The organism is Nocardioides jiangsuensis (genome assembly GCF_019679455.1).
In the GTDB taxonomy this organism is placed as follows: Bacteria; Actinomycetota; Actinomycetes; order Propionibacteriales; family Nocardioidaceae; genus Nocardioides_C; species Nocardioides_C jiangsuensis.
In genome coordinates this window covers 466,077-480,928 of the sequence record NZ_JAIEZQ010000003.1, presented here as the reverse complement: position 1 = coordinate 480,928, position 14,852 = coordinate 466,077, and the positions used below count along the sequence as shown (strand labels likewise).

The following is a 14,852-nucleotide window of genomic DNA, read 5'->3' as shown; positions in this document are numbered from 1 at the left end:
GCATGGACGCACGTGAGATCGCCCACGACCTCCCCCACGGCGGCGGCTTCGTCGAGGTCGGTGACCGGTGCTGGGTGGCGCGCTACGAGCACCTCGATGTGAACGTCGGGCTGGTCGCCGGCGACCGGGGCCTGCTCGTCATCGACACGCTGGCCTCGGAGGCGGCGGCGCGGGTCGCGGTCGAGCACGTGCGGCGGCTCGGCGCCGGCGAGGTGGTCGCGGTGGTCAACACGCACGCGCACTTCGACCACTTCCTGGGCAACGCGGTGCTGGCCGAGGAGTACGGCGGCCTCGACCTCGTCGCGCACGAGGAGGCGGCCGCCGCCATGCCGGAGGAGCACCGGGCCGCGACCGCGGCCGGGGACGCCGGCGGACGGCTCGTCGTACCGGGGACCACGTTCTCCTCGGCGAAGGTCGTGGACCTCGGCGACCGGTCGGTCGAGGTGCTCCACCCCGGCCGCGGCCACACCGCCGGCGACGCGGTCGTCCGGGTGCCCGACGCCGACGTGCTGTTCGCCGGCGACCTCGTGGAGGAGTCGGCGCTGCGCAGTGCGGTACCGGGCTTCGGCCCTGACTGCTACCCGCTGGAGTGGCCCGCGACCCTCGACCTGGTGGTCAGCCTGCTCGGGCCCGGCTCGGTGGTCGTGCCCGGGCACGGGCTGCCGGTGGACCGCGACTTCGTGGTCGGCCAGCGGGACGCGATCGGGGTGGTGGCGGAGACGGTCCGCGAGCTGGCGGGCCGCGGCGTGCGCCCCGAGGACATGGCCGCCGCCGCGGAGTGGCCCTACCCCGCCGAGGAGCTCGGGCACGCGTTCACCCGCGGCTTCGGGATGCTCCCCCGCGACGCCCGCTCGCTCCCCCTGGCCTGAGCCCGCGTCGGCGCTGCGTCCGCTACCGGCAGTGCCCGGACCAGCCCGGGTGGTGGCCGGCCCGGTGCCGCCGCACGCCGCTGAACCACAGCCAGCCGGCCGCGGGCAGCAGCAGCCAGAGGGGCAGCTCCGTCAGCAGGGCGATCCCGATCGCCAGCACGAGCAGGGGCAGCAGGGGGATCCGCCAGCCGCCGGGGCGGCCGGTCCGGCGCTGCGGGACCGGCGGCGACACCGGGGCTGAGGGTGGCTGGCGCCGTGCGGCCGGGAGGTCCGCGAACACCGGCCTCAGCTCGGCGTTCGTCTTCGCCGCCCAGACCACGGCGCTGCGCTCGTCGTACTCCTCCTTGCTGATCCGCCCCGCGGCGTAGTGCTCGCCCAGGGCGGTCGCGGCGGCCTCGCGCTCGCGGTCCCCGATTCGGGGCTCCGGGGTGATGTTCATTCCGGGTCCCCGTCCGCGAGAAGGCCGTAGAGCTTGCGCCGGGTCTCGGCGAGGATCTCGGCGGCCTCGGCCTGCTGCTGCCGGTTGCCCGACACGATGATCTGCCACACCGCGGCCATCACCTGGCCGATGACGGGCTTGAGCTCGTGGGTCTCCTGCTCGGGGCTCTCGTCGAACACCCGCCAGGTCGCGGCGAGCTCCTCGGGGTGCGTCGCGACGTACTCCCGCCCGGCGTCGCTGAGCCGGAGCGTACGGCGCCCCTCCGCCTCGGTCGCCTCGACGAGCCCCTCGTCCTCGAGCTGCTGCACCGTCGGGTAGACCGACCCGGGGCTCGGCTTCCACGCCCCGCCGCTGCGCTCGGCGATCTGCTGGATGATCTGGTAGCCGTTCATCGGCTCCACGGCCAGCACGTCGAGGATCGCGGCGCGCACGTCCCCGCGGCGTACCTTCGGCGCCCGGGTGCCGCCCTGCTGCGCCAGGCCGAACAAGCCGGCGATCCACGGCGGCGGACCCGACCCCCACGGCGCCCCGCCCCGGCTCTGTCCCGGGCCGGGCCACTGCCCCCAGCTCCCCCAGTCGTTGCTCCGCATCAGGCAACCTCCTCACGACGAGACCGATAGGTTGACGATATATCGCGACCGTGTCGGAGGAAAGAGGTTTCCGTGGCCTGCGCCACCCGGCGGCGTGCCTGCCCGAGCCGCCCGCAAGAGGCGCATAGCGTCTTGCCCCATGACCTTCGACCGCTACGGCTCCGACGTCCTCAACACCGACTGGCGCGCCCCCAAGCGCGGGCGTGCGGTCGAGATCGAGGCTGACAAGGGCCTCGTCGTCGAGGAGGTCACCACCGACTGGTGCGGCGAGATCGTCGCGGTGGAGCGTGACCTGATGACGGTGACCCTCGAGGACCGCCGCGGGAAGCGCCGTACGTTCCCGCTCGGCACCGGGTTCCTGCTCGAGGGCGTCCCGGTCATCCTCACCCCGCCGGCACGCAAGGGCCCGGCCCGCAGGACGCACACCGCCTCCGGGTCGGTCGCGGTCCCGGGCACCAAGGCGCGGGTGGCCCGCGCGAGCCGCATCTTCGTCGAGGGCCGGCACGACGCCGAGCTCGTCGAGAAGGTGTGGGGCGACGACCTGCGCGTCGAGGGCGTGGTCGTGGAGTACCTCGAGGGCGTGGACGACCTCGCCGAGCAGCTGCGGGACTTCCGGCCCGGCCCCGAGCGGAAGGTCGGCGTGCTCGTGGACCACCTCGTGCCGGGGTCGAAGGAGAGCCGGATCGCCCAGTCGATCGCGAAGAGCCCGGTCGGCAAGAACGTGCTGATCGTCGGTCACCCGTTCATCGACATCTGGCAGGCGGTCAAGCCCGACCGTCTCGGCATCCAGAAGTGGCCCACGATCCCCCGCAACATCGAGTGGAAGCGCGGCATCTGCCAGAGTCTCGGGTGGCCGCACCGGGACCAGGCCGACATCGCCCGGGCCTGGAAGCACATCTTGTCGAAAGTCTCGTCGTACGCCGACCTCGAACCCGCCCTGCTCGGTAGGGTTGAAGAGCTGATCGACTTCGTCACCACCCCCTAGGAGGGGCCGATGTCCACGTCACCAGGCTCGCCCCAGGACCCGCAGCACGACCCGACGCGTCCCGACCCGACACAGCAGCCGCCGACCGGTGGCTACGTCCCGCAGCCACCGCCGGGGCCGCCCGGCCACCCGGTCCAGCCGCCCGGGTACGCCGCGCCGCTCACGTCCGAGGAGCGCACCTGGGCGCTGGTCGCCCACGTCGGCACGCTGGTCGCCGCCTGGTTCGCGATGGGCTTCATCTGCCCGCTCGTGATCATGCTCATCAAGGGCAACGAGTCGCCCTTCGTGCGCCGGCACGCGGTGGAGTCGCTGAACTTCCAGATCTCGCTGCTGATCTACCTCGTCGTGAGCGCGGTGCTGGTGCTGCTGGTCGTCGGCATCTTCATGCTGATCGCGCTGGGCATCTTCGCGCTGGTCGTGATCATCATGGCGACCATCGCGGCGTCGAACGGGCAGGACTACCGCTACCCGCTCACCATCCGCTTCGTCTCCTGAGGCGGCTCAGGGCAGCAGGTCGCGCACGACGGCGTCGGCGAGCAGCCGGCCCCGCAGCGTGAGCACGGCGCGGCCTGCCGCCAGCGCCGCCGGGTCGAGCAGCCCCCGGTCCACCTGGGCGGGCAGCGCCGCGCGGCCCGCGTCGTCGAGCACGGTGACGTCCAGCCCGTCGCGCAGCCGGACCTCGAGCAGCACCCGCTCCACCCGCCGGGTCTCCGCGTCGAGCACCTCCCGCGCATGCGCGGGGCTGACCCCTCCGGCGATCCGGCCGGCGTACGCCGTCGGGTGCTTGACGTTCCACCACCGCACGCCGCCCACGTGGGAGTGCGCGCCGGGGCCGACGCCCCACCAGTCGCCGCCGGTCCAGTAGAGCTGGTTGTGCCGGCAGCGGGTCGACCCGTCACGGGACCAGTTCGACACCTCGTACCAGCCGAGCCCGGCCGCCTCGAGCGTCTCGTCGGCGGCGAGGTACTTGTCGGCCAGGTCGTCGTCGTCGGTCATCGCGACCTCCCCGCGCCGGATCTGCCGGGCCAGCGCGGTGCCCTCCTCCACGATCAGCGCGTAGGCGGAGACGTGGTCCGGCCGGTTCGCCAGCGCGCTGTCCAGGGAGGTCCGCCAGTCGGCGAGGCTCTCCCCCGGCGTCCCGTAGATCAGGTCCAGGCTGACCTGGTCGAAGCCGGCCGCGCGCGCCCAGTCCACGACCTGCGGCACCCGGAGCGGGTCGTGGGTCCGGTCGAGCACCCGCAGCACGTGCGGCACCGCGGACTGCACGCCGAACGAGACCCGGTTGATCCCGCCCGCGCGCAGCACGGCCAGGTCGGCGGCGGAGACGCTGTCGGGGTTGGACTCCGTGGTGACCTCGGCGCCGGGCGCGAGCCCGAACTCCTCGTCGATCGCGGCGACCACCCGGACCAGGTCCTCCGGTGGCAGCAGGGTCGGGGTGCCGCCGCCGAAGAACACCGTCTCCACCGGTACGTCGACCGGGCCGAGCACCTTGCGCGCGAGGCGGACCTCCTCGACGGCCGCGTCGGCGTACGACGCCCGCGAGGCGCCGGGGCCGTCCCCGAGCTCCGAGGCGGTGTAGGTGTTGAAGTCGCAGTAGCCGCACCGCACCGAGCAGAACGGGACGTGCACGTAGAACCCGAAGGGACGGCGGCCGAGCCCCTCGAGCGCGGGGGCGGGCAGGGAGCCGTCGTACGGCGCGGGGTCACCGTCGGGCAGGGCGGAAGGCACGCCCCCATCGTACGAACGGGTCGTCCGAAGGAGCGGGGCGGATAGCGCGCGCTCCTACGGACGACCCTTGACTGTGGACGAGGACCTGCACGCACGACAGGGCCCGGCCATGCTGGCGGGCGTGTCCGCACTCCACAACGACCCCGGTCGCTGGCACGACCTCGCCTCCCGGCAGGCCGACGTGCTCTCACGCCAGCAGCTGCGCGACCTGGGGCTGGACCGGCACTTCGTGCGGAACCAGCTCCGCGCCGCTCGGTGGCAGCCCGTGGGCCCGCTCGTGGTGTGTACGACGACCGGTCCACTGACCCGGCGACAGCGGCTGTGGGCTGCCGTTCTGAACGCGGGACCACAGGCCGCGGTGGGCGGGCTCACCGCCGGCGAGATGCACGGGTTGCGGAGCTGGCGGCGGGAGGTCGACTGCGTCCTGGTGCCCAAGTCGGAGCGGCTGCCGCGGATCCCCGGCATCAGGTACGTCGAGACGCGCCGCGACCTTCCCGCGATGACCTCGGACCGGTCCACGCTGCCGGTGCTGAGACTCGAGCCGGCCATCCTGCTGTTCGGCGCCTACCACCGGGTCGAGCGGACCGCCTGCGGGCTCCTCGCCGCCGCCGTGCAGCAGGGGCTGACGACACCGGCCGCGCTGACGGACTGGGTGGCGCTCCTGCACCCGCTTCGCAGGGCCCGGGTGTTCCGCTCGGTGCTCGCGGACATCGCCGGAGGCGCCGAGTCGATGGCCGAGGTCGACGTGGGCCGCCTGTGCCGCGCGCACGGTTTGCCGCTCCCCCGGCGGCAGGTCCGTCGACGCGACGCTGACGGCGTCAACCGCTACACCGACTGCGAGTGGGACCTCCCCGACGGCCGGGTCGTGGTGCTGGAGGTCGACGGCGGCCTGCACATGCACGCCGCCCGGTGGGCCGCCGACATGACGCGTGAGCGGGGACTCGTCGTGGCCGGGCGGGTGGTGCTGCGCTGCACGACGTACGAGATCCGCCGGGATCCGGATCGGGTGGTCCGGGACCTCCGCGCCCTGGGCGTGGACCGGGTCGTCCGTAGGAGCGGGGCCGATAGCGCGCGCTCCTACGGACGACCGGGGTGACGCGTCAGCGGTAGAGAGCGTCGATCTGGTCCTTGTAGTTGCCCTCGACGACCTTGCGCTTGACCTTCATGGACGGGGTCAGCTCACCGGACTCCACCGAGAGGTCGTGGTCGAGCAGGATCCACTTCTTCACGGTCTCCCAGCGGTTGAGCCGGGCGTTGAGCTGGTCGACGTACCCCTGGACCATGTCCTGGACCTTCTGGGAGCTGACGATCTCCTTGTACGACGCACCGGTCATCCCGTTGTGCGTGGCCCACTCGGCCATGGCGTCGGGGTCGAGCGTGATCAGCGCGACGCAGAAGTTCCGGTCATTGCCGTGCACGAGGAACTGGCTGGCGTACGGGCAGACCGCCTTGAACTGCGACTCGACCGAGGACGGCGCGATGTACTTGCCGCCGGAGGTCTTGAAGAGGTCCTTCTTGCGGTCGGTGATGCGCAGGAAGCCGTCGGCGTCGACCTCGCCGATGTCGCCGGTGTGCAGCCAGCCGTCCTGCAAGGTGTCGGCGGTCTGCTCCGGGAGGTTGTGGTAGCCGTCCATGACCCCGGGGCCCTTGATCAGCACCTCACCGTCCTCGGCGATCCGCACCTCGCTGCCCGGGAACACCTGGCCCACGGTCCCGAAGCGGTACTCGTCGGGGTGGTTCACGAACGAGCCGGCCGAGGTCTCGGTGAGCCCGTAGCCCTCGAGGATCAGGATGCCCGCGACGTGGAACCACTCCGCGACCTCCTGGTTCAGCGCGGCGGCGCCGGAGATGAAGAAGCGGACCCGTCCACCGAAGCGCTCGCGGATCTTGGCGAAGACCAGCTTGTCGAACAGCGCGTGCTGCTTGGCGAGCAGGAACGGGACCGGCTTGCCCTCCAGCTTGAGCTGGCGGACCTTCGTGCCGACGGCGAACGCCTGGTTGAAGAGCTTCTCCTTGATGCCGCCCTCGGTCTGCTGCATCGTGATGATGCGCCCGTGGGCCTTCTCGAAGATGCGGGGCGCGGCGCCCATGAAGGTGGGCCGGACCACCGCGAGGTTCTCGATGATCTTCTCCACCCGCCCGTCGACGGCGGTGGCGAAGCCGCAGGCGAGCTGGGTGGACAGCAGCACCTTGCCGAACGAGTGGGCCATCGGCAGCCACAGGTACTGCAGGTCGTTCTCGTCGAGGATGCCCTGCGCCTTGATCGCGGTGCCCTCGTAGGTCCACGACGAGTGGCGCAGCCGCACGCCCTTGGGACGACCCGTCGTACCGGAGGTGTAGATCAGCGTGGCCAGCGCGTCCGGGGAGGTCGCCTCGATCCGCTCCTCGACGACGCCGGGGCTCTGGGCGAGCAGCTCCTCACCGAGCTTCTCCAGGTCGGCCAGCCCGATCACCCAGTCACCGTCGGGGGTGCCGTCGAACGTGACCACCCTGTCCAGGTGCGGCAGCTCGGACTTGTGCGCGGTCAGCTTGGCGACCTGCTCGTCGTCCTCGGCGAACACCACCCGGCACTCGGAGTCGGCCAGGATGTAGGCGACGTCCTCGGCCATCGTGGACGGGTAGACCGTGGTGGTCGCGCCACCCGCGGACATGATGGCGAGGTCGGCCAGGATCCACTCGTAGCGGGTGCTGGAGGCGATACCCACACGCTGCTCCGGCTCGAGGCCGAGCGCGACGAGCCCGGCGGCCAGCCTGGTGACCTCGTCACCGGTCTCCTTCCAGGTCACCGACTCCCACGCGTCACCCTTGGGGAAGCGGTAGGCCTCCCGGTTCGGGCTGGCCTGCACCCGGTCGAAGAACTGACGTCCGACGTTGGGCGCTCGATTCTCGATCGCGGTGAGGTCGTGGTTGACGGCGGTCTCGGACATCGCTCTCCCTATCTCTCCCACGGGGGCACGACGGGTCGCGCCAGTGGGCGGCTGACTGGTTGCTGCACAACGTAGAGCAGATGGCTACTCAACGGTAGGTATCGCCCGGGTTTTGACTCCGTTTCGAGATACGGAACTCACCGAGCCTCCCCGCCGTCAGACCAGCGCCGCCACGTAGGCGCGGGCCTGCTCGTGGATGTACGGCGGCAGGCAGGGCACGTCGAGCAGCCGCGGCATCAGCTGCCGGTCGGTCGTGAACGCCCGGAACATCGTCGACACGGTCACCCCGTGGTCGGGGCGGTGCTCGACGACGATCTCGTCACCTGCCTGCAGCGTCCCCTCCTCCAGCACCCGCAGGTAGGGCCCGGGTCGCGCCTGCGCGGTGAACCGCTTGACCCACGCGCGGTCGTCGTACCCGGACTCCCCCATCCAGCCCTTGAACACCGAGCACGGGATCCGCACCTCGCACACCTCGAGCAGCACCGTGCCCACGCGCCAGCGCTCGCCGAGCACGGCCTCGTTCACGTCGATGCCGAGGGTGGTGAGGTTCTCCCCGAACCGTCCCGGCTCGACGGGACGGCCGAGCTCCCCGGCCCAGAAGCCGAGGTCCTCCTGCGCGAAGGCGTAGACGGCCTGGTGCACCCCGCCGTGGTGCTTGGTGTTGGCGACGCGGTCCCCCGCGACGCCGAGCGCGTGCACCGCGACCGGACCGGTCACGGCGTGCTTGCGGATCGCGGTGCGCCCGAAGCGCCCCGCGAACCCCACGCTCTCGGGCTGGCCGACGTTCACCGACGTCACGTGGGGGGTCATACCGGTCATTCTTCCAAAGCCACCGGGTCTGCGGCGACGGTATTTCGTCGACGTGCCGGTCGTCTCAGTCCTGCACGGCCTTCGCGATCGCGATCGCCCGGGTGATCCAGTCCCGGTCCTCGCGGGTCATCGCCGCACCGGCGCGCGCGGCGTCCTGGATGGTCCACATCGCGTTGTTCATCTCTCGGACCACCACCCAGTCCCGCGCCCGGCCCTCGTCGAGCTCCGCGGTGTCCACGACGGTGTGGAAGCGGCGGCGTACGGCGTCGCGCACGTCGCCCGAGGCGACCACCTCGTCCCACCGGTTCCACAGCAGCGGCGCGACCTCGTAGTGCGGGTCGCCCGACATCGGCTCGGGGTCGATCACCAGCCACGGTTCACGGTCCCCGGCGAGCACGTTCTCGTAGTGCAGGTCGCCGTGGATCATCGTGCCGACCGAGGCGTCGTCGGCGGCGAGGTCCCGGGCCAGGGACAGCGCCTGCTCGACGAGGCGGCGCGGCACCGGGGCGTCGTGCGGCAGCCGCTCCATGTCGTCCGCCCAGCGCGAGACGTACGACGTCAGCGTGCGCAGCTGCGGCAGGGCCGGGACATGGATCCGGGAGTACAGCCCCGCCACGATCTCGCAGGCCTCGACGTCCCACAGCGCGGTGAGGTCCTCGCCGGCATGCAGCCGCTCGAGCAGCATCACCTGCCGACGCGGGTCCGCGCGGTACAGCCGCACCACGCCGTTGCCGGCCCAGGCCTGCAGGCCGAGGTGCTCGTGCTCCGCCTCGTCGTGGGGCCAGGTGGCCTTGAGCACGGCGGGCCGGCCGCCCGTCGTACGCACCGGGACCACCAGCGCGCAGTACCCGTGCATCGGCGCGCCGTCGAAGGCGAGCTCCCACTCCTCGCCCACGTCGCGGACCAGCCGCGGGAGCGCGGCGAGCCAGGACGCCCAGGCCTCCCCGCGCTCGGCGAACGCGAGCAGGCCCGGAGGCAGGTCGAACGGGAGCAGGGTCATCCGGCGACCGGCGGGGCCGCGGGCACCTACTTCTTCCCGCTCTTGTCCCCGGTGTCGCCGGTGGAGAGCGCGGCGATGAAGGCCTCCTGCGGGACCTCGACCCGGCCCACCATCTTCATCCGCTTCTTTCCCTCCTTCTGCTTCTCGAGCAGCTTGCGCTTCCGGGTGATGTCACCGCCGTAGCACTTGGCGAGCACGTCCTTGCGGATCGCGCGGATGGTCTCGCGGGCGATCACCCGGGCGCCGATCGCGGCCTGGATCGGCACCTCGAACTGCTGGCGCGGGATCAGGTCGCGCAGCTTCCCGGCCAGCGCGACGCCGTAGGCGTAGGCGTGGTCCTTGTGCACGATCGCGCTGAACGCGTCGACCGGCTCGCCCTGGAGCAGGATGTCGACCTTGACCAGGTCCGAGGGCTGCTCGCCGGTGGGCTCGTAGTCGAGAGAGGCGTAGCCCTTGGTGCGCGATTTCAGCTGGTCGAAGAAGTCGAAGACGATCTCCGCGAGGGGCAGCGTGTAGCGCATCTCGACGCGGTCCTCGGAGAGGTAGTCCATGCCCTCGAGCTGGCCGCGCTTGCTCTGGCACAGCTCCATGATCGCGCCGATGTAGTCGCTGGGGCTGAGGATCGTGGCCTTGACCACCGGTTCGCGCACCTCGGCGATCTTGCCGGCGGGGTACTCGCTCGGGTTGGTCACCTCGTGCTCGGTGCCGTCCTCCATCGTCACGTGGTAGACCACGTTCGGCGCGGTCGAGATCAGGTCGAGGTTGAACTCCCGCTCGAGGCGCTCGCGGACGATCTCCATGTGCAGCAGGCCGAGGAAGCCGATCCGGAAGCCGAACCCGAGCGCCCCGGAGGTCTCCGGCTCGTAGGCGAGCGCGGCGTCGTTGAGCTGGAGCTTTTCGAGCGCGTCGCGCAGCGTCGGGTAGTCGTCGCCGTCGATCGGGTAGAGCCCGGCGAACACCATCGGGTTGGGGTGCTTGTAGCCGCCGAGCGCCTCGGTGGCCCCGTGGATCTGGCTGGTGACGGTGTCACCGACCCGGGACTGGCGGACGTCCTTCACGCCGGTGATCAGGTAGCCCACCTCGCCGACGCCGAGGTCGCCTGCCTTCACCGGCTCGGGCGAGATCACGCCGACCTCGAGCATCTCGTGCGTGGCGCCGGTCGACATCATCTTGATCCGGTCGCGGTGGCTGAGCTTGCCGTCGACCACCCGGACGTAGGTGACCACGCCGCGGTAGGTGTCGTAGACGGAGTCGAAGATCAGCGCGCGCGGCGGGGCGTCGGCGTTCCCGACCGGGGCCGGGGTCTGCTTGACGATCTCGTTGAGCAGCGCCTCCACGCCCATGCCGGTCTTCGCGGACACGTGCAGCACGTCGGAGGGGTCGCAGCCGATGATCCCGGCAAGCTCCGCGGCGTACTTCTCCGGCTGCGCCGAGGGCAGGTCGATCTTGTTCAGCACGGGGATGATCTGCAGGTCCGCGCCGAGGGCGAGGTAGAGGTTGGCCAGCGTCTGCGCCTCGATGCCCTGCGCGGCGTCGACGAGCAGGACCGCGGCCTCGCACGCCTCGAGCGAGCGGGACACCTCGTAGGTGAAGTCGACGTGGCCGGGGGTGTCGATCATGTTCAGGACGTACGTCGTCCCGGTGTTGTCGCCCTCGGACACGGTCCACGGCATGCGCACGGCCTGGCTCTTGATGGTGATGCCGCGCTCGCGCTCGATGTCCATCCGGTCGAGGTACTGCGCCCTGGCGCTCCGCTCGTCGACCACGCCGGTCAGCTGCAGCATGCGGTCGGCCAGCGTGGACTTGCCGTGGTCGATGTGCGCGATGATGCAGAAGTTGCGGATGATCTCGGGCGGTGTCTGGCCCGGCTGGGGCACCGATGCGACTGTCTTGGGCACGAACTTCTTCCGGACGTCTGGGCTGGCTCTGGACGGGTGAGGCGGAGTCCTCATTGTCCCACGGCACGCGAACCGACGAGGACACGCCGGTAATGGCAGTCGCCGGGGCCGGGCCATGCGGACAGAATGTGGCGCCATGAGCCTGCCCCAAGACCTCGCCACCGTCGAGCCGGTGCCGCACGGGCAGACCGCCCGCCGGCTCGACTGGCTGCTGCTGCCGCCGATGCTGCGGCGGCTGATCGAGAGCAGGCTGGGCTCCACCGTGGTCTCCGCGGACTCCGCCGGCGCCGGGTTCACCCCCGGCTTCGCCTCCGTGCTCACCGGCCGGGACGGCTCCCGGCAGTTCGTGAAGGCGGCGAGCAAGAAGGCGCAGGCACCGTTCGCCGACTCCTACCGCGAGGAGATCCGGAAGCTGCGGCTGCTCCCGGACGGCCTCCCGGTGCCGCGGCTGCTGTGGAGCCACGAGGACGACCTGTGGGTGGTCATCGGCCTGGAGTACGTCGACGCACCGAACCCCGCGCGCCCCTGGGCCCGCGCCGAGCTCGACGCCTGCCTGGACAGTCTCGAGGCGCTCGCGGACCGGCTCACCCCGCCACCGCCCGGGCTGGACCCGGCCGCGTTCGCCGAGGACTTCGAGACCTTCCGCACCGGCTGGGCGTACGTCCGCGAGCACTCCCCCGACTGGCCGCACCTGGAGGAGGCCGCGGCGCTCGCCGACCGGATGGACGAGGTCACCCGCGGCGACACCCTGGTCCACACCGACGGGAGGGACGACAACTTCCTGCTTCCCGCGGGCGGGCCGGCCCTGCTCTGCGACTGGAACTGGCCGGTGGTCGGCGCGGCCTGGATCGACACCGTGCTGCTGCTGATCTCGGCGTACGGCGACGGGCTGGACGCGGACGCGGTCCTCGCCGAGCGGCGGCTGACCCGGGACGTCGACCCCGATCACGTCGACGTGCTGCTCGCGCTGGTCTGCGGCTACATGCTGGAGTGCCGGGACCGGCCGGTGCCCAACTCCTCGCCCTACCTCCGGGTGCACGCCCGCTGGTACTCCGAGGTGAGCTGGGCCTGGCTCGCCCAGCGGCGAGGCTGGTCGTGACCGGCGCCGCACCCCGCGCGGTCGGGGTCAGGAAGGCCTACGCCGAGGTCCCGGACCGGGTCCGCGCCTGGGTCGACGGCGTGCTCGGCTCCCCGGTGCGCGAGACGTTCGAGCAGGTCGGCGGGATGTCCCCCGGCTGCGCCACCCGGGTGGTGGCCGCCGACGGCACCCGCGCCTTCGTCAAGGCGGTCGGGCCCGAGCTGAACCCGATGACGCCGGGGCTGTTCCGCCACGAGACGGCGGTGCTGTCCCACCTGGGCCGCCACGACCTGTGGGCGGGGCTGCTGGCCTCCTTCGACGAGCCCGACGGCTGGGTCGCGCTGGTGCTCGAGGACGTCCCCGGGCGGCACGTGGACACCACCGACCCGGACGACGAGGCACGGCTGCTGGCCGCCACCGACGACCTGGTGGCCGAGCTCGCGGGCGCCGGAGCGGGTCTCGACATCGCCAGCACCCGGCAGAGCATCGCCCGCTGGGGCGAGGCGTGGCCGGAGGTCGCCACCCTGCCGCGCGGGGTGCTCCCCGACTGGGTGCACGAGCACGCCGGGGCCCTCGTCGAGCGGCACGAGCGGCTGCTCGCCGTGGCCGAGGGCGACGCCGTGGTCCAGGGGGACATCCGTAACGACAACGTGCTGGTCCGCGAGGACGGCGACGTGGTCTTCGTCGACTGGGGCATGTCGCGGGTGGGCCCGGCGTGGTTCGACCCGCTGGTCGTGCGCCTGGAGTGGGTGGAGGACCCGCGGTTCGACGACCTGGTCCGCTCCTGCCGGGTGCTGGCCGAGCTCGGCGACGACCACGTCACCGCGCTGCTCACCTCGCTCGGCGTGTGGCTGGGCTACCGGACGACCGTGGCGGTCGACGTGGGCCTGCCGACCCTCAACGACTTCCGGCGCCGGGAGTCGTCCCGGCTGCTCGAGGGTGCGCGCCGTAGGCTGGGCCTCTGAGCCGCCGGCGCTCCTGGGCCGGCCGCGGTCGGCCGCCGTACCGTCGATTTGAGGCTGAAGCCGCCTCGCTGGTACCTTTGACCTTCGCGTGTCCGGCCGGCAACGGCGATGCGCACACCCAGACCAAACTCCGAATGAACCGATCGAGGCTTGCCCCGTGGCGAACATCAAGTCCCAAATCAAGCGCAACCGACAGAACGAGGCTGCGCACGAGCGCAACAAGTCCGTGAAGTCGGCGCTGAAGTCGGCGATCCGCAAGTTCCGCGAGGCCGCCGACGCCGGTGACTCCACCAAGGCTCAGGAGCTGGCGAAGGTCGCCAACAAGAAGCTCGACAAGGCTGCCTCCAAGGGCGTCATCCACAAGAACCAGGCTGCCAACAAGAAGTCGGCCATCTCCAAGAAGGCCGCCTCTCTCTGAGGCCCCAGCACTCAGGCGCCGTTCCTCTCGAGGACGGCGCCTTTTTGCGTGCCCGGAGGCCCGGTCGACGAGCCCATCCGACAGCGCGGCCACGGGCGCGGCATTCCGCCTGCGCGTGTCGTGCTTGCTGCCGCCCGCGCTGACGCGTCAGCGCTGGATACGTGACTCGGACACGGTGATGACCAGGCGCTCGAGGGCGTACGCCGCGTCGCTGGCCGCGCCCTTGACGTCGGCGTCGGCCTGCGCGACCGCGTGGATCGCGCGGACGATGCCGCCGTCCTCCCAGCCGCGCGACTGCTCGCGCAGCGTGCGCAGCTTCCACGGGGGCACCCCGACCTCACGGGCCAGGTCGGCCTCGCGCAGGCCACGGGAGGCGGCCTTGTACTTCGCCAGCCCCCGCAGCCCGCTCGCGAAGGCGCTGGTCACCAGCACCGGCGCGGTGCCGTTGTCGAGGGCCCAGCGGAGCTCCTCCAGCGCGGTGGCGGTGCGCCCGTAGATGGCGTGGTCGGCGACCGCGAACCCCTTCACCTCGGCCCGGCCCCCGAAGTAGCGCTTGACCACCTCGGCGGTCAGCGGCTCGCCGGTGAAGTCGTGCGCGAGCTGGTGGGCGGCCCCGGCCAGGGCCCGGAGGTCCTGCCCCACCGCCTGCACCAGGATCTCCGCGGCGTCCTCGGCGATCCTGCCGCCGTGCGAGCGGACCTCGCCCGAGACGTAGCGGGGGTACTCGTGCGCCTTGAGCGCCGCCGACTTGACCTCGGTGACCGTCTTCAGCTTCCGCAGCTTGTTGAGCAGGCCCGACCCCTTCTGCCCCCCGGAGTGAAGCAGCACCAGACCGACGTCGTCGGCCGGTGACGCGGCGTACTGCAGCAGCCCCTCGTGGGTGTCCTCGGGCAGGTCCTCGAGGCCGCGCACGACCACGACCCGGATGGTAGAGAACAGCGAGGGCGCGGCCAGGTCGGCGAGCGTGCCCATGCTGAGCTGGTCGGCGGTGGTCTCGCTGACCTCGGACTCCTCGTCGGCGTGCCGGACGGCCTGGAGGGCCTGCGAGACGGCCCGTTCGTTGAGGAACTCCTCCGGCCCGGTGACGAGCGTGACGTGGCCGAGGACGTCGGATGACTTGGGGGTCGCCATGGTGAGGATCAGCC

Annotated in this window: 15 protein-coding genes; 7 read left to right on the top strand and 8 right to left on the bottom strand. The window is 71.8% G+C overall.

The annotated features are described in order from the left end of the window. Positions 1-2: 2 nt before the first annotated feature. The gene (locus K1X13_RS18220; RefSeq protein ID WP_221026556.1) at positions 3-869 is read left to right on the top strand and encodes an MBL fold metallo-hydrolase; all 867 of its coding nucleotides are present in this window, start codon (positions 3-5) and stop codon (positions 867-869) included. A 22-nt stretch (positions 870-891) separates the two neighbouring features. Here K1X13_RS18220 and K1X13_RS18215 read toward each other — a convergent pair whose 3' ends face one another. Continuing rightward, positions 892-1,308 (bottom strand): DUF1707 SHOCT-like domain-containing protein, encoded by a 417-nt coding sequence (locus K1X13_RS18215; protein ID WP_221026555.1) that lies wholly within the window; start codon positions 1,306-1,308, stop codon positions 892-894. Continuing rightward, positions 1,305-1,898 carry a PadR family transcriptional regulator gene (locus K1X13_RS18210; protein WP_221026554.1) on the bottom strand — a complete coding sequence of 198 codons (594 nt, stop codon included), beginning with the start codon at positions 1,896-1,898 and terminating at the stop codon, positions 1,305-1,307. Before K1X13_RS18210 ends, K1X13_RS18215 begins: the two co-directional genes overlap by 4 nt. A gap of 139 nt (positions 1,899-2,037) precedes the next feature. Between K1X13_RS18210 and K1X13_RS18205 the strand changes: the two genes are divergently transcribed. Together K1X13_RS18205 and K1X13_RS18200 are read left to right on the top strand one after the other, a co-directional pair. After that, the gene (locus K1X13_RS18205) at positions 2,038-2,883 is read left to right on the top strand and encodes a DUF3097 domain-containing protein (RefSeq protein ID WP_221026553.1); all 846 of its coding nucleotides are present in this window, start codon (positions 2,038-2,040) and stop codon (positions 2,881-2,883) included. Between the two features lie 9 nt (positions 2,884-2,892). After that, a complete protein-coding gene (locus K1X13_RS18200; RefSeq protein ID WP_221026552.1) occupies positions 2,893-3,378 on the top strand; it encodes a DUF4870 domain-containing protein in 486 nt (161 codons plus the stop codon). Between the two features lie 6 nt (positions 3,379-3,384). Here the strand turns inward: K1X13_RS18200 and hemW are convergent, their stop codons facing one another. Further along, a complete protein-coding gene (gene hemW, locus K1X13_RS18195; RefSeq protein ID WP_221026551.1) occupies positions 3,385-4,611 on the bottom strand; it encodes a radical SAM family heme chaperone HemW in 1,227 nt (408 codons plus the stop codon). Positions 4,612-4,732: 121 nt separating this feature from the next. On the opposite strand from hemW, the gene K1X13_RS18190 reads away from it, so the two are divergent. Continuing rightward, complete coding sequence (locus tag K1X13_RS18190; RefSeq protein WP_221026550.1) at positions 4,733-5,707, top strand: putative endonuclease domain-containing protein; 975 nt, start codon at positions 4,733-4,735, stop codon at positions 5,705-5,707. 4 nt (positions 5,708-5,711) lie between these two features. On the opposite strand, the gene K1X13_RS18185 is transcribed toward K1X13_RS18190, so the two are convergent. From K1X13_RS18185 to lepA, 4 genes are all read right to left on the bottom strand, one after another. Next, entirely contained in the window at positions 5,712-7,538 is a 1,827-nt protein-coding gene (locus K1X13_RS18185; protein ID WP_221026549.1) for an AMP-dependent synthetase/ligase, read from the bottom strand. A gap of 156 nt (positions 7,539-7,694) precedes the next feature. Further along, positions 7,695-8,348, bottom strand: a complete 654-nt coding sequence (locus K1X13_RS18180) for an MOSC domain-containing protein (protein WP_221026548.1) — start codon at positions 8,346-8,348, stop codon at positions 7,695-7,697. Positions 8,349-8,412: 64 nt separating this feature from the next. After that, the gene (locus K1X13_RS18175) at positions 8,413-9,348 is read right to left on the bottom strand and encodes an aminoglycoside phosphotransferase family protein (RefSeq protein ID WP_221026547.1); all 936 of its coding nucleotides are present in this window, start codon (positions 9,346-9,348) and stop codon (positions 8,413-8,415) included. 26 nt (positions 9,349-9,374) lie between these two features. Next, positions 9,375-11,363, bottom strand: coding sequence for a translation elongation factor 4 (gene lepA, locus K1X13_RS18170; protein WP_372450712.1), 1,989 nt, complete (start codon positions 11,361-11,363; stop codon positions 9,375-9,377). Between the two features lie 19 nt (positions 11,364-11,382). On the opposite strand from lepA, the gene K1X13_RS18165 reads away from it, so the two are divergent. The 3 genes from K1X13_RS18165 (at position 11,383) to rpsT (ending at position 13,707) form a co-directional block, all read left to right on the top strand. Then, positions 11,383-12,345 carry a phosphotransferase gene (locus K1X13_RS18165; RefSeq protein WP_221026545.1) on the top strand — a complete coding sequence of 321 codons (963 nt, stop codon included), beginning with the start codon at positions 11,383-11,385 and terminating at the stop codon, positions 12,343-12,345. After that, a complete protein-coding gene (locus K1X13_RS18160) occupies positions 12,342-13,289 on the top strand; it encodes a phosphotransferase (RefSeq protein WP_221026544.1) in 948 nt (315 codons plus the stop codon). The genes K1X13_RS18165 and K1X13_RS18160 overlap by 4 nt, the downstream gene beginning before the upstream one ends. A 157-nt stretch (positions 13,290-13,446) precedes the next feature. Next, positions 13,447-13,707, top strand: coding sequence for a 30S ribosomal protein S20 (gene rpsT, locus K1X13_RS18155; protein ID WP_221026543.1), 261 nt, complete (start codon positions 13,447-13,449; stop codon positions 13,705-13,707). A gap of 147 nt (positions 13,708-13,854) precedes the next feature. Here rpsT and holA read toward each other — a convergent pair whose 3' ends face one another. Then, positions 13,855-14,838: a DNA polymerase III subunit delta gene (holA, locus tag K1X13_RS18150; protein WP_221026542.1), complete on the bottom strand. Its 984-nt coding sequence runs from the start codon at positions 14,836-14,838 to the stop codon at positions 13,855-13,857. Positions 14,839-14,852 lie beyond the last annotated feature (14 nt).